Annotated in this window: 14 protein-coding genes and 1 tRNA gene; 9 read left to right on the top strand and 6 right to left on the bottom strand. The window is 69.7% G+C overall.

Annotated features, from left to right (window positions below; genetic code table 11):
* Positions 1 to 270: 270 nt before the first annotated feature.
* The 6 genes from rsmG to rpmH form a co-directional block, all read right to left on the bottom strand.
* The gene (gene rsmG, locus OG896_RS19050; RefSeq protein WP_329366995.1) at positions 271 to 1,011 is read right to left on the bottom strand and encodes a 16S rRNA (guanine(527)-N(7))-methyltransferase RsmG; all 741 of its coding nucleotides are present in this window, start codon (positions 1,009 to 1,011) and stop codon (positions 271 to 273) included.
* Between the two features lie 156 nt (positions 1,012 to 1,167).
* Positions 1,168 to 1,686 (bottom strand): Jag family protein, encoded by a 519-nt coding sequence (locus OG896_RS19045; protein WP_329366993.1) that lies wholly within the window; start codon positions 1,684 to 1,686, stop codon positions 1,168 to 1,170.
* Between the two features lie 15 nt (positions 1,687 to 1,701).
* A complete protein-coding gene (gene yidC / locus OG896_RS19040; protein ID WP_329366991.1) occupies positions 1,702 to 2,976 on the bottom strand; it encodes a membrane protein insertase YidC in 1,275 nt (424 codons plus the stop codon).
* A 2-nt stretch (positions 2,977 to 2,978) separates the two neighbouring features.
* The gene (yidD, locus tag OG896_RS19035; protein WP_202234819.1) at positions 2,979 to 3,296 is read right to left on the bottom strand and encodes a membrane protein insertion efficiency factor YidD; all 318 of its coding nucleotides are present in this window, start codon (positions 3,294 to 3,296) and stop codon (positions 2,979 to 2,981) included.
* A complete protein-coding gene (rnpA, locus tag OG896_RS19030; RefSeq protein ID WP_328466619.1) occupies positions 3,293 to 3,691 on the bottom strand; it encodes a ribonuclease P protein component in 399 nt (132 codons plus the stop codon). The genes yidD and rnpA overlap by 4 nt, the downstream gene beginning before the upstream one ends.
* A gap of 19 nt (positions 3,692 to 3,710) precedes the next feature.
* Positions 3,711 to 3,848, bottom strand: a complete 138-nt coding sequence (rpmH, locus tag OG896_RS19025) for a 50S ribosomal protein L34 (RefSeq protein ID WP_103886005.1) — start codon at positions 3,846 to 3,848, stop codon at positions 3,711 to 3,713.
* 408 nt (positions 3,849 to 4,256) lie between these two features.
* Between rpmH and dnaA the strand changes: the two genes are divergently transcribed.
* The 9 genes from dnaA to OG896_RS18980 all read left to right on the top strand — a co-directional run bounded on the left by dnaA (position 4,257) and on the right by OG896_RS18980 (position 16,883).
* Complete coding sequence (gene dnaA, locus OG896_RS19020) at positions 4,257 to 6,128, top strand: chromosomal replication initiator protein DnaA (protein ID WP_329366986.1); 1,872 nt, start codon at positions 4,257 to 4,259, stop codon at positions 6,126 to 6,128.
* Positions 6,129 to 6,995: 867 nt separating this feature from the next.
* Positions 6,996 to 8,126, top strand: a complete 1,131-nt coding sequence (gene dnaN, locus OG896_RS19015) for a DNA polymerase III subunit beta (RefSeq protein ID WP_328466625.1) — start codon at positions 6,996 to 6,998, stop codon at positions 8,124 to 8,126.
* A gap of 64 nt (positions 8,127 to 8,190) precedes the next feature.
* On the top strand, positions 8,191 to 9,126 hold the full coding sequence (gnd, locus tag OG896_RS19010) for a phosphogluconate dehydrogenase (NAD(+)-dependent, decarboxylating) (RefSeq protein ID WP_329366983.1): 936 nt from the start codon (positions 8,191 to 8,193) through the stop codon (positions 9,124 to 9,126).
* A gap of 64 nt (positions 9,127 to 9,190) precedes the next feature.
* Positions 9,191 to 10,354, top strand: coding sequence for a DNA replication/repair protein RecF (gene recF / locus OG896_RS19005; protein ID WP_329366981.1), 1,164 nt, complete (start codon positions 9,191 to 9,193; stop codon positions 10,352 to 10,354).
* Positions 10,351 to 11,028, top strand: coding sequence for a DUF721 domain-containing protein (locus tag OG896_RS19000; protein WP_443057082.1), 678 nt, complete (start codon positions 10,351 to 10,353; stop codon positions 11,026 to 11,028). Before recF ends, OG896_RS19000 begins: the two co-directional genes overlap by 4 nt.
* A gap of 301 nt (positions 11,029 to 11,329) precedes the next feature.
* Positions 11,330 to 13,330 carry a DNA topoisomerase (ATP-hydrolyzing) subunit B gene (gene gyrB / locus OG896_RS18995; RefSeq protein ID WP_328466633.1) on the top strand — a complete coding sequence of 667 codons (2,001 nt, stop codon included), beginning with the start codon at positions 11,330 to 11,332 and terminating at the stop codon, positions 13,328 to 13,330.
* 44 nt (positions 13,331 to 13,374) lie between these two features.
* Positions 13,375 to 16,068: a DNA gyrase subunit A gene (gene gyrA, locus OG896_RS18990; RefSeq protein ID WP_329366979.1), complete on the top strand. Its 2,694-nt coding sequence runs from the start codon at positions 13,375 to 13,377 to the stop codon at positions 16,066 to 16,068.
* Positions 16,069 to 16,083: 15 nt separating this feature from the next.
* Positions 16,084 to 16,761 (top strand): DUF3566 domain-containing protein, encoded by a 678-nt coding sequence (locus OG896_RS18985; protein ID WP_443057258.1) that lies wholly within the window; start codon positions 16,084 to 16,086, stop codon positions 16,759 to 16,761.
* A 48-nt stretch (positions 16,762 to 16,809) separates the two neighbouring features.
* Positions 16,810 to 16,883, top strand: a tRNA-Ile gene (locus OG896_RS18980).
* The last annotated feature ends 69 nt before the right edge of the window (positions 16,884 to 16,952 follow it).

Genomic DNA, 16,952 nt, shown 5'->3' with positions numbered 1-16,952 from the left:
CAGGAGGAGTCTTCTTGACGGGTTTACTGGCATGCGCTTCGGCCGCGGCGCGGCCACGGGTGAGAACTCCGGGGAGCAGTGAGCGACGTTTCACGTGGAACACGATGCACAGCGGCGCGACACTAACTCCGTAGACACTCCGGATTGTTCCGTTTTGGCCGGTTGGATGGCGTAGAAAGCCGACCTGGGAGACGGCCCGGGGGCTTCACGAACGTCGCCGCCGCCAGATGACGCGGGCGGCGGCGACAGACTGAGGATGGACCGCTGCCCTCAGCGCCGGCGCCGGCCGCCCGCACCGTTGCGCGAGGCACGGTGTGCGCGCGCCGCCTTGGCCCGCCTGCTGGCCGCCCGTACCCCTCCGGGGCTCTCACCGACCTGGACCCGGACCACTGTGGAGAGCGGCTCGACGACGCCCTCGCCGACGTGCACCACCGTCGCGCCCACCGCACCGAGCCGGCCGAGGGCAGCTCGGGCCGCCTTCAGCTCCTCCTCCGCGGTGTCGCCCTTGAGGACGGCCATCTCACCGTGCGGCCGCAGCAGCGGCAGACCCCAGCCGGCCAGCCGTTCCAGCGGGGCCACCGCGCGGGCGGTCACCACGTCCACCGGTGCCAGCAGGCCGACCATCTCCTCGGCCCGGCCGCGCACCACCGTGACGTTCGCCAGATCGAGCAGCCTGACCACTTCTTCGAGGAAGGTGGTCCGCCGCAGCAGCGGCTCCAGCAGGGTGATCTCCAGATCCGGCCGGACCAGTGCCAGCGGGATACCGGGCAGCCCGGCACCGGAGCCGACATCGCAGACCGACACGTCCGCCTCGACCACCTCGGAGAGCACCGCGCAGTTCAGCAGGTGTCGTTCCCACAGGCGGGGCACCTCGCGCGGGCCGATCAGCCCACGCTGGACCCCCACGTCGGCGAGCAGCCCGGCGTAGCGCACCGCATCGCCGAACCGGTCGCCGAAGACCTCTTTGGCCTGCTCGGGCGGCGCGGGAAGCTCCGCTGCTGCCTCGGTCACGGGGGCGGTCCTTTCCTCGGATGTCCGCGCCTCGGTTCTCCAGGCGCTGGGAAGGCAGACGTACACCATCAGGGTTACAAGGTTCGGCCCCGTCTGCGAACAGACGGGGCCGACGGATCGGTCACGCGCAGGTGCGCGGGCGGGCCGGTCGCGGTGCTACGCGGGCAGAACGACCACGCGGCGCTGCGGCTCCTCGCCCTCGGACTCGCTGCGCAGACCGGCCGCGGCGACCGCGTCATGCACGACCTTGCGCTCGAACGGCGTCATCGGGTCCAGCTTCACCGGCTCACCGGTCTGCTTGACCTCCGCCGCCGCGCTCGCGCCGAGCTTCGCCAGCTCGGCCCGCTTGTGGGCGCGGAACCCGGCGATGTCCAGCATCAGCCGGCTGCGCTCGCCGGTCTCCCGGTGCACCGCGAGCCGGGTCAGCTCCTGCAGCGCCTCCAGGACCTCACCCTCCCGCCCGACCAGCTTGTTCAGATCACGGCTGCCACCGTCGCCGATGATCGACACCGACGCACGCTCGCCCTCGACATCCATGTCGATGTCGCCGTCGAGGTCGGCGATATCGAGCAAACCCTCGAGGTAGTCCGCAGCGATCTCGCCCTCCTGCTCCAGCCGGGTCAGGCCGGCGGACGAGCCGCTTTCGGGTGCCGTGGTCGTGTTGACGTCGCTCACGCCTGGACTCTCCTCTTACTTCTTCTTCGACAGGTTGCCGGGCTTGGGCTTCGCGCCGCCGGACTGCTTGCCCGAGGCACCGCCGCCCTGCTTGGAACCGCCCGCCCGCGGCGCACCGGCCCTGGGCGCGCCCGCGCGGGGCGCGCCGCCCTTCCCGCCGCCGGACTGCTTCCCACCGGAAGACTTCGACGCACCGGACGACTTCGAGGCACCCGAGGACTTGGAGGCACCGGAACCGCCGGACGACTTCGAGGCGCCGGACCCGCCGGACCCACCGGAAGCGTCGGACTCGTCGGACGCCTTCCCGGACGTCGCGGTCCCGGAACCGGAGCCACCAGCCGTACGCGTGCTGGTCGCGGTCCCGCCGGAGGTCCGCTGGGACTTGCTCTGCCGCTTCGGCTGGGTGCGGTTGGCGCGCGCCTGCTCGACCGCTTCCTTCGCCTTGACCTCCTCGGGCGGCTCCACCAGCTTGCCCTTGGCCCGCAGCCGCTCCTGCCGCTGCTTGAACGCGAGACTGCCCGGGGTGGGGTTGCGCCGGATGACGATCAGCTGCTGGCACATCGTCCAGACGTTGGTGGTCAGCCAGTACAGCAGCACACCGACCGGGGCGATGATGCCGAAGCCCGCGAAGATCAGCGGGAACACGTACATCAGCATCTTCTGCTGCTGCATGAACGGCGTGTTCACCGACATGTCCACGTTCTTCGTCATCAGCTGGCGCTGCGTGTAGAACTGCGAGAACGACATCAGCACGATCATGATGATCGTGACGGTGCGTACCTCGGCGTGGCTGGTGTTCAGGTGCGCCAGGGTGGCGGTGGAGTCCAGGAACTTCGCCGGCAGCGGGGCGCCGAAGATGTGCGCCTTGCTCGCGCTCTCCACGAGGTTCATGTGGATCACGCCGACCTCGTGGCCCTTCGCCACATTGCTCAGCACGTGGTACAGGGCGAAGAAGAACGGCGACTGGACCAGAATCGGCAGGCACGAGGAGAGCGGGTTGGTACCCGTCTCCTTGTACAGCTTCATCATCTCCTCGGACTGCTTCTGCCGGTCGTTCTTGTAGCGCTCCTGGATCGCCTTCATCTTCGGCTGGAGCACCTGCATGTTCCGGGTGGACTTGATCTGCTTCACGAAGAGCGGGATCAGCGCCGTCCGGATCAGGACCACCAGGGAGACGATGGACAGACCCCACGCCCAACCGCTGTCCTTGTCGAAAACCAGGCTGTACAGCGAGTGGAACTGGACGATGATCCACGAAACGGCGTCATAGAGGGGGTTCAAGATCCCCACGGTCAGGCTCCTTGGGCGTGAGAGGGTCCGGTGGGCTCGGGCGTGACGGGCCCGTCGGAGCCGCCCCGCAGGTAGCGGCGCAGCAGTTCGTGCCATCGCGGCCGCTTACGCGGCGGGACGTGATCCACGCCACCTGGCGACCAGGGGTTGCACCGCAGGATGCGCCACGCGGTCAGCGCGGTTCCCTTGATGGCGCCGTGCCGGTCGATGGCCGTGTATCCGTAGTGCGAGCAGGAGGGGTAGTACCGGCACACCGGGCCGAGCAGGGGACTGATCGTCCACTGGTAGAGCTTGATCAGTGCCAGTAGTGGGTATTTCATCGAGCCACCCTCCCCTCGGCGTCGCCACGGGTGTCACGGCCCAGCAACCGCTGGAGCGCGGCGTCCAGGTCGAGGGCTAGCTGTGCATGGTCCGCGCTTCCCGCCTCGGGGAGCGCGCGTACTACCACAAGGCTACCGGGGGGCAGCAGCGGCAGACGTTCCCGGACCAGATGACGCAGTCGACGCCGGACCAGGTTGCGTTGCACGGCGTTGCCGACCGCTTTGCTTACGACGAAACCCGCACGCGCCGGGGGACTGCCTCCCCCTGGCGCATGCGGGTCCGTGGCGTCGCGGCGCAGATGGACGACCAGCAGCGGGCGACCCGCCCGGCGTCCACGGCGAACCGCTTCGCCGAAGTCCTGGCGCCGCCTCAGCCGATTCTCGGTGGGCAGCACGGCATGAGACCTGTGGCAATCAGGCGGACAGGCGGGCGCGGCCCTTGCCACGGCGGGTCGAGAGGATGGCACGGCCGGCGCGGGTCCGCATGCGCAGACGGAAGCCGTGGGTCTTCGCGCGGCGACGGTTGTTCGGCTGGAAGGTGCGCTTGCTCACTCTGGGGCTCCAGGGGGATCGGGATGGCAGCGGTGCGTCGCCTGGCTGTCACCGTGCGCCCACGAGGAAGCTCGCGGACTGATCGGGTGTACCGCTTTGACAACCACCCGGAGGCCGGAGGCACCCGGAAGATCTTCGCCCATCGGTAGGCAGGCGGCAGCAGCCATCGACAACTCGACCTCGATACGGTACGTGCGGCTAGGCCATCCGGTCAAACCCGGCCGCGACACCCCGAGGTTTGTACACACCCTGTGGACAACGACTTGAACCGCGCACACTGGCCTGACTACCGTGACTGGACTCCGGGCTCATCCAGGTACCGAACTTCGTACACTCCCCGCCCCTCCGGAGGTTCACACTTTCGCGGGAGTTTTCCGCACCACCAAGCGACCCGAGAGAGCGTGCACTGTGGCCGACGTGACTGCCGATCTTGCCGCAGTGTGGCCACGGGTCCTGCAGAAGCTCCTGGTGGACAGCGAGCTGAAACCCAAGGACACGGAGTGGCTGCAGCGCACCCAGCCGCTGGCCCTGGTGGCCGGCACCGCGGTGCTCTCCGCTCCCAACGAGTTCGCCAAGAACGTGTTGGAGGGCCGGCTGCTGCCGCTGATCACCAAGGTGCTCAGCAGTGAGTTCGGTCACTCGGTCGGGATCGCGATCGCGGTCGCCTCGGGCGGCGAGCAGGATCACCCGCCCCGGCCTCCCGTGGAAACAGCCGACGACCACGACCAGCGCGACATGCACGACTCCCGCGACCAGCACGACAGCCGGGACCCCCGGGACGCGCGCGATGGCCGGGACCCCCGCGACCAGCACGACGCCCGCGACCCTCTCGGCGCCCACGAGATGCGGATGCGCCCCGCCTACCCTGACGACCGCCAGGACTGGCAGCAGCCCAAGCTCGGCAGCTGGGGCGTGCCCGCACCGGTCGAGTTCCAGGAACGCGAGCCGTACGAGGTGCGCCGCGACTCCTATGACGAGCGGCGCTCCCCCCGGGACTCCTACGACGGCGGCAGGTCCGAGTCGTACGACAGCCGCCCGGAGCCGTACGACGAGCGGCGCTACCGGCCCGAGCCGCGCGACAGCTACCCGAGCGTGCCGCACCAGGGGCACCAGCAGCAGGGCCGCTCCGGCCCGCACCAGGGCGGTCCGCAGTCGTACGTGCCGCCGGCCGGGTACCAGCAGCCGGGCGGGGTGCCGGCCGCGCGCAGCGAGCAGCCCGGCAGCGGGAACGGTGGCGGCGCGGTCGAGCCGACCGCGCGGCTGAACCCCAAGTACCTCTTCGACACCTTCGTGATCGGCGCGTCCAACCGCTTCGCGCACGCGGCCGCGGTCGCCGTCGCCGAGGCACCCGCCAAGGCGTACAACCCGCTCTTCATCTACGGGGAGTCCGGCCTCGGCAAGACACACCTGCTGCACGCCATCGGGCACTACGCGCGCAGCCTCTACCCGGGCACCCGGGTGCGGTACGTGAGCTCGGAGGAGTTCACCAACGAGTTCATCAACTCCATCCGGGACGGCAAGGCGGACGCCTTCCGCAAGCGGTACCGGGACATGGACATCCTGCTCGTCGACGACATCCAGTTCCTGGCCCAGAAGGAGTCGACGCAGGAGGAGTTCTTCCACACCTTCAACACCCTGCACAACGCGAACAAGCAGATCGTGCTCTCCTCCGACCGGCCGCCGAAGCAGCTGGTCACCCTGGAGGACCGGCTGCGCAACCGGTTCGAGTGGGGCCTGATCACCGACGTCCAGCCGCCCGAGTTGGAGACGCGGATCGCGATCCTGCGGAAGAAGGCGGTGCAGGAGCAGCTCAACGCGCCGCCGGAGGTACTGGAGTTCATCGCCTCGCGGATCTCGCGCAACATCCGCGAGTTGGAGGGCGCGCTGATCCGGGTCACCGCCTTCGCCAGCCTCAACCGGCAGCCGGTCGACCTCCAGCTCACCGAGATCGTGCTGAAGGACCTGATCCCGGGCGGCGACGACTCGGTACCGGAGATCAGCGGCACCGCCATCATGGCGGAGACGGCCGCGTACTTCGGGCTCGCGGTGGACGACCTGTCCGGGTCCTCCCGCAGCCGGGTGCTGGTCACCGCCCGGCAGATCGCGATGTACCTGTGCCGTGAGCTGACCGACCTGTCCCTGCCGAAGATCGGTGCGCTCTTCGGCGGCCGCGACCACACGACGGTCATGCACGCCGACCGGAAGATCCGCTCGCTGATGGCCGAGCGCCGCTCCATCTACAACCAGGTGACGGAACTGACGAACCGCATCAAGAGCTGACGGCGGGGGCGTCCTCGACCGTCCTCGACCGCGCCCACGAGCGTCCTCGACCGTCCTCGACCGCGCCCACGAGCGTCCTCGACCGCCCACGACCGCCCACGAGTGCCCCGGGAGCCCCGCTCCCGGGGCACTCGCCGTTTCCGGCTGTTCGATTACCCCCACCGGAGATCCGTTTCTCCACAGAAACGTCGCCGGACCGCCGTCCACACCCTGGGGACACCGGAGTTGTCCAGATTCGTCTCCACAGGCCAGTCGGCTCAAGGGCCGTCTGCCCAGCTCAGCGGGGTGTGGAAATGTGGGTAACCCATATCCACAGACTGTGGATGAATCGGGCAACCCTGCACCGGGGATGAGAAGTTGTCCACCGCTCGCCCACAGGATGCCCTGGGTTGTGCACAGCTTCGGGCCGCTTCTCCACATGCTCGTCCACTGTTCGGCAACGAAACACGATCGATCCCACGAACGAGTGAAAGCCGTCACACCAAGGAGGTGGGTTGGGCTGGGGAGAACCCGGGTATTTCTGGGGACGGAGCTGGGGACAAGTCGGGTCGCCCTGTGTATCGGGTGTGCACAACTTTCCGCCGTCCACAGCAGCCCCTGGTTATCCACCGCCGTCACCCACAGGCGCGGTGGATAAAAAACCGGGCCTGACCTGCGAAGGAACCGGTTATCCACGGTATCCACAACCCCTACTACTACGACTACACATAGAGAGCTGCGAAGTCGTTTCGAAGCGGGGGGTGTGCACAACTCGGCCCGGCACCGCCCCGCGGCTCGGGTCACGGCTTGACGCCAACCCGCACCTACTGTCAGTCCTGTGCGTCAGACTGGTCCCCGACAGCCAGCAACAAGCAGGAGGCGGTTCCGGTGAAGATCCGGGTGGAGCGCGACGTACTCGCCGAGGCAGTGGCTTGGGCAGCCCGCAGCCTCCCGGCCCGTCCCCCGGTGCCCGTACTCGCCGGACTGCTGCTCAAGGCCGAGGAGGGCAAGCTCAGCCTCTCCGGCTTCGACTACGAGGTCTCGGCGCGGGTTTCGGTCGAGGCCGAGGTCGACGAAGAGGGCACCGTGCTGGTCTCCGGCCGGCTGCTCGCCGACATCTCCAGGGCGCTGCCCAACCGCCCGGTGGAGATCTCCACCGACGGCGTGCGGGTCACCGTGGTCTGCGGCAGTTCCCGCTTCACGCTGCACACCCTCCCCGTCGAGGAGTACCCGGCGCTGCCGGCGATGCCCACCGCCTCGGGCACCGTCCCCGGTGAGGTCTTCGCCGCCGCCGCGGCCCAGGTGGCCATCGCCGCCGGGCGCGACGACACCCTGCCGGTGCTCACCGGTGTGCGGATCGAGATCGAGGGCGACACCGTCACGCTGGCCGCCACCGACCGGTACCGCTTCGCGGTCCGCGAGTTCCTGTGGAAGCCCGAGCAGGCGGACATCTCCGCGGTCGCGCTGGTGCCCGCCAAGACCCTTCAGGACACCGCCAAGTCGCTCACCAGCGGTGACACCGTCTCCATCGCCCTGGCCGGCGCGGGCGACGGTGAGGGGCTGATCGGCTTCGAGGGCGCCGGTCGCCGCACCACCACCCGGCTGCTCGAAGGCGACCTGCCGAAGTACCGCACGCTCTTCCCCACCGAGTTCGCCTCGGTCGCGGTGATCGAGACCGCGCCCCTGGTCGAGGCGGTGAAGCGCGTCGCGCTGGTCGCCGAGCGCAACACCCCGGTGCGGCTGAGCTTCGAGCAGGGCGTGCTCACCCTCGAGGCCGGCTCCAGCGACGACGCACAGGCTGTGGAAAGGGTCGACGCCAAGCTCGACGGCGACGACATCTCGATCGCCTTCAACCCGACGTTCCTGCTCGACGGCCTGAGCGCGATCGACTCCCCGGCCGCCCAGCTGTCCTTCACGACCTCCACCAAGCCCGCTCTGCTCAGCGGGCGGCCGGCGGTCGACGCCGAGGCCGACGACGCGTACAAGTACCTGATCATGCCGGTGCGCCTGTCCGGCTGAGGCCGGGAACGCGGGCCGACGTAGGCTCGTGGTCGGATCAGGTCAGGCAAGGCGGTCCAGCCAGGTGCCGCGGTCACGCGTCAGGCGTGACGCGTCGAATGCTTCGAACGAAGGGTCAGTGATGGAGCTCGGTCTCATCGGTCTCGGCAAGATGGGCGGCAACATGCGCGAGCGCATCCGCCGCGCCGGCCACACTGTCATCGGGTACGACCGGAACCCGGACCTCGCCGATGTCCACAGCCTCAAGGAACTTGTGGACGCGCTCCAGGGGCCGCGCGTGGTGTGGGTCATGGTCCCGGCCGGCCCGGCCACCCAGGCCACCATCGACGAACTCGGCGAGCTGCTCTCCCCCGGCGACCTCGTGGTCGACGGCGGCAACTCCCGCTGGACCGACGACGAGAAGCACGCCGACGAGCTGGCCGCCAAGGGCATCGGCTTCGTCGACTGCGGCGTCTCCGGCGGCGTGTGGGGCCTCGCCAACGGCTACGCGCTGATGTACGGCGGCAAGGACGAGGACGTCGCCAAGGCCCAGCCGATCTTCGACGCCCTCAAGCCCGAGGGCGACTCGGGCGCGGTGCACGCCGGCAAGGTCGGCGCCGGCCACTTCGCCAAGATGGTCCACAACGGCATCGAGTACGCCATGATGCAGGCGTATGCCGAGGGCTGGGAGCTGCTGGAGGCGGTCGACTCGGTCACCGACGTCCGCGAGGTCTTCCGCTCCTGGAAGTCGGGTACGGTGATCCGCTCCTGGCTGCTCGACCTGGCCGTGGACGCGCTCGACAAGAGCGAGCACCTGGAGAAGCTGCGCGGTTACGCGGACGACTCCGGTGAGGGCCGCTGGACCGTGGAGGCCGCGATCGACAACGCGGTGCCGATGCCCGCGATCACCGCGTCCCTCTTCGCCCGCTTCTCGTCCCGCCAGGAGGACTCGCCGCAGATGAAGATGATCGCCGCGCTGCGCAACGAGTTCGGCGGTCACGCGGTCACCGCGGCCGAATAGGCCGAGCGGTACCGCACCGCACGTCACAGCAGGGAGGTCGGCGCGCCCAGCGCCACAGCACGCGATGCACGTAGCGCACCTTTCGCTCGCCGACTTCCGCTCCTACGCCCGGGCCGAGGTCCCCCTCGACCCGGGCGTCACGGTTTTCGTCGGGCCCAACGGGCACGGCAAGACCAACCTGGTCGAGGCGGTCGGCTACCTGGCCACCCTCGGCAGCCACCGGGTCGCCTCGGACGCCCCGCTGGTGCGGCTCGGCGCGGAGCGGTCGGTGGTACGCGCCCAGGTGGTGCAGGGCGACCGGCAGCAGCTGGTCGAGCTGGAGATCAACCCGGGCAAGGCCAACCGGGCCCGGATCAACCGCTCTTCGCAGGTCCGGCCGCGGGACGTGCTCGGCATCCTGCGCAGCGTGCTGTTCGCGCCGGAGGACCTGGCGCTGGTCAAGGGCGACCCCGGCGAGCGCCGCCGCTTCCTCGACGAGCTGGTCACCGCCCGCGCCCCCCGCCTCGCCGGCGTGCGGGCCGACTACGAACGGGTACTCAAGCAGCGCAACACCCTGCTGAAGTCCGCCGCGTTGGCCCGCCGGCACGGCAGCCGGGCGGCCGCGGGCCCCGGTGGCAGGACGGGCGGCGCCGACCTGTCCACGCTCGACGTGTGGGACCAGCACCTGGCCCGCGTCGGCGCCGAAGTGCTCGCCCAGCGGCTCGACCTGGTCGCCGCGCTCCAGCCGCTGGCCGACAAGGCGTACGAGCAACTCGCGCCCGGCGGCGGCCCGGTCGGCCTGGAGTACCGCGGCTCGATCGGCGACGAGCGGATGGCGGGCGCGACCGGCCGCGAGGACCTGTACGGGCGGCTGCTGGAGGCGCTGGGCGAGGCCCGAAAGCAGGAGATCGAGCGCGGTGTCACGCTCGTCGGCCCGCACCGCGACGACCTGGTGCTGAAGCTCGGCCCGCTGCCGGCGAAGGGCTATGCCAGCCACGGCGAGTCGTGGTCGTACGCCCTCGCGTTGCGGCTGGCGTCGTACGAACTGCTCTGCTCCGACGGCCGGGAGCCGGTGCTGGTGCTGGACGACGTGTTCGCCGAGCTGGACACCCGGCGCCGGGAGCGGCTGGCCGAACTCGTCGCGCCCGGCGAGCAGGTGCTGGTCACGGCCGCGGTCGACGACGACGTGCCGGGAGTGCTGGTGGGCTCGCGGTTCGCGGTGCAGAACGGGACGGTGCAGCGGGCATGAGCGAAGGCGAGCGGGCGAAGGCGCGGCGCGAGGACGGCGGCGGCAGGGCCGTACCGCGGCAGGACGGCGCGACGGCGGGCACCGCGTCCACCGCCGCGTCCACCGCCGGGTCCGGCGCGGCGTCGAGCGCGGCATCCGGCGGCCCGGACCCGTCGGCCGCAGCCGGCACGTCGGGCGGCACATCGGGCGTGGATCTCGCCCGCGTGGCGCTGCGGGCGGCGAAGGAGCAGGCGCGCGCCCGGGGCGCGGCCGCGGTGCAGAAGAAGCAGGCCCGCCGGGGCGGCCTGCGCAGCGGCGCCCGGGCGGACGGCCGCGACCCGCTGCCACTGGGCGCGGCGATCAACCGGCTGATCACCGAGCGCGGCTGGGAGGCGCCGGCCGCCGTCGGCGGGGTGATGGGCCGCTGGCCCCAGCTCGTCGGACCCGAGGTGGCGCTGCACTGCGCGCCGGACCGGTACGACGAGGACGAGCGGGTGCTGACCGTCCAGTGCGACTCCACCGCGTGGGCCACGCAGTTGAGGCTGCTCGCGCCCACCCTGGTGGCCCGGCTCAACGCCGATCTCGGGCACGGCACGGTGCGGGTGATCAAGGTGCTGGCGCCGGCCGGACCGAGCCGGTCGTACGGCCGGTTGCGGGCGCCCGGCAGCCGCGGTCCCGGTGACACATACGGGTGAGCGAGTGGCGCACGGATGCCCCTGCTGAGCGTAGCGAAGGGTTGACAGCCGGAAGCCCTGGACGCCCGCGTGAGCGGTTTCGGCACCGGGTCCGCGTGTAGGGAGTCGGGCGCGGCAGGGTTTGGGCGGCACATGGGAACTCAGGTACCGGCAAAGCCCCACTCATGTCGGCGCTACCGGTAGACTGATACGAGACCGCCCTCCCCTGGCAGTCCGGCGAGTCCGGCAGGGGTACCCCAGCGGAACCGTCGAACCACAGTCAGAACATCGCAGCCGGTCCCACCTCGGTGGGACCAGGCTCGTGCTGTGCCAGAAAGGGCGCTTCGTGGCCGATTCCGGCAACCCCAACGAGAACTCCAACAAGTCCTACGACGCCAGTGCGATCACCGTGCTGGAAGGGCTTGAGGCGGTGCGCAAGCGCCCCGGTATGTACATCGGCTCGACCGGTGAGCGGGGCCTGCACCACCTCGTGCAAGAGGTCGTCGACAACTCGGTCGACGAGGCGATGGCCGGCTACGCCGACACCATCGATGTCACGATCCTCGCCGACGGTGGCGTGCGTGTGGTGGACAACGGGCGCGGCATCCCGGTCGGCATCATCCCCTCGGAGGGCAAGCCGGCCGTCGAGGTCGTGCTGACCGTGCTGCACGCGGGCGGCAAGTTCGGCGGCGGCGGCTACGCGGTCTCCGGCGGTCTGCACGGCGTCGGCGTCTCCGTGGTCAACGCGCTGTCGACGCGCGTCGCTGTCGAGATCCGCACCGAGGGCCGCCGCTGGACGCAGGAGTACAAGCTGGGCGTGCCCACCGCGCCGCTGGCCGAGCACGAAGCCACCGAGGAGACCGGCACCTCGGTCACCTTCTGGGCCGACCCCGACATCTTCGAGACCACCGACTACTCCTTCGAGACGCTCTCCCGGCGCCTCCAGGAGATGGCGTTCCTCAACAAGGGCCTGCGGATCGCGCTGACCGACGAGCGCCCCGACCACGTCGACGAGGAGGGCAAGCCGCTCTCCGCCTCGTACTACTACGAGGGCGGCATCGTCGACTACGTGCGGTACCTCAACTCGCGCAAGGGCGAGATGGTCCACCCCACGGTGATCGACATCGAGGCGGAGGACAAGGAGCGGCTGCTGTCGGTCGAGGTCGCGATGCAGTGGAACACCCAGTACAGCGAGGGTGTCTACAGCTTCGCGAACACGATCCACACCCACGAGGGCGGCACCCACGAGGAGGGCTTCCGCGCGGCGCTGACCGGCCTGGTCAACCGCTACGCGCGGGAGAAGAAGCTGCTGCGGGAGAAGGACGACAACCTCACCGGCGAGGACATCCGCGAGGGCCTGACCGCGATCATCTCGGTGAAGCTCGGCGAGCCGCAGTTCGAGGGCCAGACGAAGACGAAGCTCGGCAACACCGAGGCGAAGACGTACGTCCAGAAGGTCGTGCACGAGCACCTCACCGACTGGCTGGACCGCAATCCCAACGAGGCCACGGACATCATCCGCAAGTCGATCCAGGCGGCCACCGCCCGGGTCGCGGCCCGTAAGGCGCGGGACCTCACCCGCCGCAAGGGCCTGCTGGAGTCCGCGTCGCTGCCCGGCAAGCTGAGCGACTGCCAGTCGAACGACCCGACGAAGTGCGAGATCTTCATCGTCGAGGGTGACTCCGCCGGCGGCTCGGCGAAGTCCGGCCGCAACCCGCAGTACCAGGCGATCCTCCCGATCCGCGGCAAGATCCTCAACGTGGAGAAGGCCAGGATCGACAAGATCCTGCAGAACCAGGAGATCCAGGCGCTGATCTCGGCCTTCGGCACGGGTGTGCACGAGGACTTCGACATCGACAAGCTCCGCTATCACAAGATCATCCTGATGGCGGACGCCGACGTCGACGGCCAGCACATCAACACGCTGCTGCTGACCTTCCTCTTCCGCTTCATGCGCCCGCTGGTGGAGGCCGGGCACGTGTACCTCTCCCGCCCGCCGCTGTTCAAGGTGAAGTGGGGCCGCGACGACTGGGAGTACGCCTACTCCGACCGCGAGCGCGACGCGCTGGTCGCGCTGGGCAAGCAGAGCGGCAAGCGCATCCGCGAGGACTCGATCCAGCGCTTCAAGGGCCTCGGCGAGATGAACGCGGAAGAGCTGCGGGTCACCACCATGGACATCGACCACCGCGTGCTCGGCAAGGTCACCCTGGACGACGCGGCGCAGGCCGACGACCTGTTCTCGGTCCTGATGGGCGAGGACGTGGAGGCGCGCCGCACCTTCATCCAGCGCAACGCCAAGGACGTCCGGTTCCTGGACATCTGAGTCGGCCCCGACTTCCGGCCGTGTGAAAGGACTATCAGACAGCGATGGCCGACGAGACCCCCAACACCCCTCCCGTGCCCGATCTCCCCGCGTCCGAGATGGACGAGCGCAACGAGTCCGGCGGACTGCGCATCGAGCCCGTCGGGCTCGAGACGGAGATGCAGCGCAGCTACCTCGACTACGCGATGTCCGTCATCGTCTCGCGCGCCCTGCCGGACGTGCGCGACGGCCTCAAGCCGGTGCACCGCCGGGTGCTGTACGCGATGTACGACGGCGGCTACCGGCCGGAGAAGGGCTTCTACAAGTGCGCCCGCGTCGTCGGTGACGTGATGGGTACGTACCACCCGCACGGCGACTCCTCGATCTACGACGCGCTGGTCCGCCTCGCGCAGCCGTGGTCGATGCGGATGCCGCTGGTGGACTCCAACGGCAACTTCGGCTCGCCGGGCAACGACCCGGCCGCCGCCATGCGGTACACCGAGTGCAAGATGGCGCCGCTGGCCATGGAGATGGTCCGGGACATCGACGAGGAGACCGTCGACTTCACGGACAACTACGACGGCCGCAACCAGGAGCCGACGGTCCTGCCGTCCCGCTTCCCGAACCTGCTGATCAACGGTTCGGCCGGGATCGCGGTCGGCATGGCCACCAACATCCCGCCGCACAACCTGCGGGAGGTCGCCGACGGCGCCCAGTGGTTCCTGGCCAACCCGGAGGCCGGCTCCGAGGAACTCCTCGAGGCCCTGATCGAGCGGATCAAGGGCCCGGACTTCCCGACCGGCGCCCTGGTGGTCGGCCGCCGTGGCATCGAGGACGCGTACCGCACCGGCCGCGGCTCGATCACCATGCGCGCGGTCGTCGAGGTCGAGGAGATCCAGAACCGGCAGTGCCTGGTCGTCACCGAGCTGCCGTACCAGACCAACCCGGACAACCTCGCGCAGAAGATCGCCGACCTGGTGAAGGACGGCCGGATCGGCGGCATCGCGGACGTCCGCGACGAGACCTCCTCGCGCACCGGCCAGCGGCTGGTGATCGTGCTCAAGCGCGACGCCGTCGCCAAGGTCGTGCTGAACAACCTCTACAAGCACACCGACCTCCAGTCGAACTTCGGCGCCAACATGCTGGCGCTGGTCGACGGGGTGCCGCGCACGCTGTCGCTGGACGCGTTCATCCGGAACTGGGTGAACCACCAGGTCGAGGTCATCGTCCGGCGCACCCGCTTCCGGCTGCGCAAGGCCGAGGAGCGCGCCCACATCCTGCGCGGCCTGCTCAAGGCGCTCGACGCGATCGACGAGGTCATCGCGCTGATCCGGCGCAGCGACACCGTCGAGACCGCGCGCGAGGGCCTGATGGGCCTGCTGACGATCGACGAGATCCAGGCGAACGCGATCCTGGAGATGCAGCTGCGCCGGCTGGCCGCCCTGGAGCGGCAGAAGATCATCGCCGAGCACGACGAGCTCCAGGCGAAGATCAACGAGTACAACGCGATCCTGGCCTCCCCCGAGCGCCAGCGGCAGATCATCAGTGAGGAGCTGCAGGCCATCGTCGACAAGTTCGGCGACGACCGGCGCAGCAAGCTGGTGCCCTTCGACGGTGACATGTCCATCGAGGACCTGATCGCCGAGGAGGACATCGTCGTCACGATCACCCGTGGCGGCTACGTCAAGCGCACCAAGACCGAGGACTACCGCTCGCAGAAGCGCGGCGGCAAGGGCGTGCGCGGCACCAAGCTGAAGCAGGACGACATCGTCGACCACTTCTTTGTCACAACCACGCACCAATGGTTGCTGTTCTTCACGAACAAGGGACGCGTCTACCGCGCCAAGGCGTACGAGCTCCCGGACGCCGGACGCGACGCCCGCGGCCAGCATGTCGCCAACCTGCTGGCCTTCCAGCCGGACGAGCGGATCGCCCAGATCCTGGCCATCAAGGACTACGAAGCGGCGCCGTATCTGGTGCTCGCCACGAAGTCCGGCTTGGTGAAGAAGACCGCGCTGAAGGACTACGACTCCCCGCGTTCCGGCGGCGTCATCGCGATCAATCTGCGCGACGCGGGAGCGGCCGAGGAGGGCGGCGCGGCCGAGTCCGACGAGCTGATCGGCGCCGAGCTGGTCTCCGCCGAGGACGACTTGTTGCTGGTCAGCCGCAAGGCGCAGTGCATTCGCTTCACCGCGACGGACGACGCGCTGCGGCCGATGGGGCGGGCCACCTCCGGGGTCAAGGGCATGAGTTTCCGCGAGGGTGACGAACTTCTCTCCATGAACGTCGTCCGGCCCGGTACGTTCGTCTTCACCGCCACCGACGGCGGGTACGCCAAGCGGACGCGGGTCGACGAGTACCGCGTGCAGGGGCGCGGCGGACTCGGTATCAAGGCAGCGAAGATCGTGGAGGACCGGGGCTCTCTGGTCGGGGCGCTGGTGGTCGAGGAGACCGATGAGATCCTCGCCATCACGCTCAGCGGCGGTGTGATCCGCACGCGGGTCAACGAGGTCAGGGAGACCGGTCGTGACACCATGGGCGTTCAGCTCATCAATCTCGGCAAGCGGGACGCGGTGGTAGGTATCGCGCGGAACGCCGAAGCGGAGGATGATCCGGACGGCGTGGAGCTGGACGGCGCGGAGCCGGATGAGCAGGACGGCGCGGCGGCGCAGGCAGCGGCGCAGGACGACACGAGCACGACAGGGCATGACGCTGCGGTCCCGGGCACCGAGCCCGCGGCCGGTGAACCAGAGGAGTAAGCCGTGAGTGGAGCCATGGGCGCCGCGGGCGGGTCCGGCAGGACGGGCGGTGCGCACGGTGCCGGCCGGACAGGCGGTGCCCATGGCTCGGCCGGGGGAGCCGGGCCTAGCGGCTCCGCGGACCGCAAGGGTCCGCAGGAGGGGGGACACACCGTGACGGACACCCGTCAGTCGCCGCATCAGCCGCCGGCCGCCTATGCGCCGCCTCGCCCGCCGGGCGCTCCTGCCGGAGCCCCGGCCGGGGCTCCCGGCGGGACCTCGGGCTCGCCGGCGGCGGCCGGGGTGCGCAGACCGCGGCCCGCGGCCCGGACGGCGCCGCGCACCCGCAAGGCGCGGCTGCGGGTGGCCAAGGCCGACCCGTGGTCGGTGATGAAGGTCAGCTTCCTGCTCTCCATCGCGCTGGGCATCTGCACGATCATCGCGGTCGCCGTGCTGTGGATGGTGCTCGACACCATCGGCGTGTTCAGCGCCGTGGGCTCCACGATCAGCGATGCGACCTCCACCGAGGGCGGCAAGGGCGGCTTCGACCTCGTCGGTTTCCTGTCGCTGTCCCGGGTGATGCTCTTCACCACGGTGATCGCGGTCATCGACGTGGTGCTCGCCACCGCGCTGGCGACGCTCGGTGCCTTCATCTACAACCTCTCCTCGGGTTTCGTGGGCGGCATCGAGCTGACTCTCGCCGAGGACGAGTAACCGATTTTGGGCCACGGCCCCTGGTGCGCTAATCTTTCGGTGCAGCGCGGGGCTATAGCTCAGACGGTTAGAGCGCTTCCCTGATAAGGAAGAGGCCCCAGGTTCAAGTCCTGGTAGCCCCACTCGCAGACAGGCGGCTCGGTCCCTGAGGGACCGGGCCGCCTTCGTCGTTCTCCGGCCGAGGTCGCTGC

Origin of the sequence: Streptomyces sp. NBC_00669, from assembly GCF_036226785.1 — a bacterium.
Taxonomy (GTDB): Bacteria; Actinomycetota; Actinomycetes; order Streptomycetales; family Streptomycetaceae; genus Actinacidiphila.
The sequence above is the reverse complement of the archived record's forward strand: the minus strand, read 5'-3'. Positions and strand labels throughout refer to the sequence as shown.

Coding starts and splice junctions, on each gene's coding strand:
- gyrA (WP_329366979.1), top strand. CDS start 13,375: ATGGCCGACGAGACCCCCAACACCCCTCCCGTGCCCGATCTCCCCGCG.
- recF (WP_329366981.1), top strand. CDS start 9,191: ATGCACGTAGCGCACCTTTCGCTCGCCGACTTCCGCTCCTACGCCCGG.
- OG896_RS19000 (WP_443057082.1), top strand. CDS start 10,351: ATGAGCGAAGGCGAGCGGGCGAAGGCGCGGCGCGAGGACGGCGGCGGC.
- yidD (WP_202234819.1), bottom strand. CDS start 3,296: ATGAAATACCCACTACTGGCACTGATCAAGCTCTACCAGTGGACGATC.
- OG896_RS18985 (WP_443057258.1), top strand. CDS start 16,084: ATGGGCGCCGCGGGCGGGTCCGGCAGGACGGGCGGTGCGCACGGTGCC.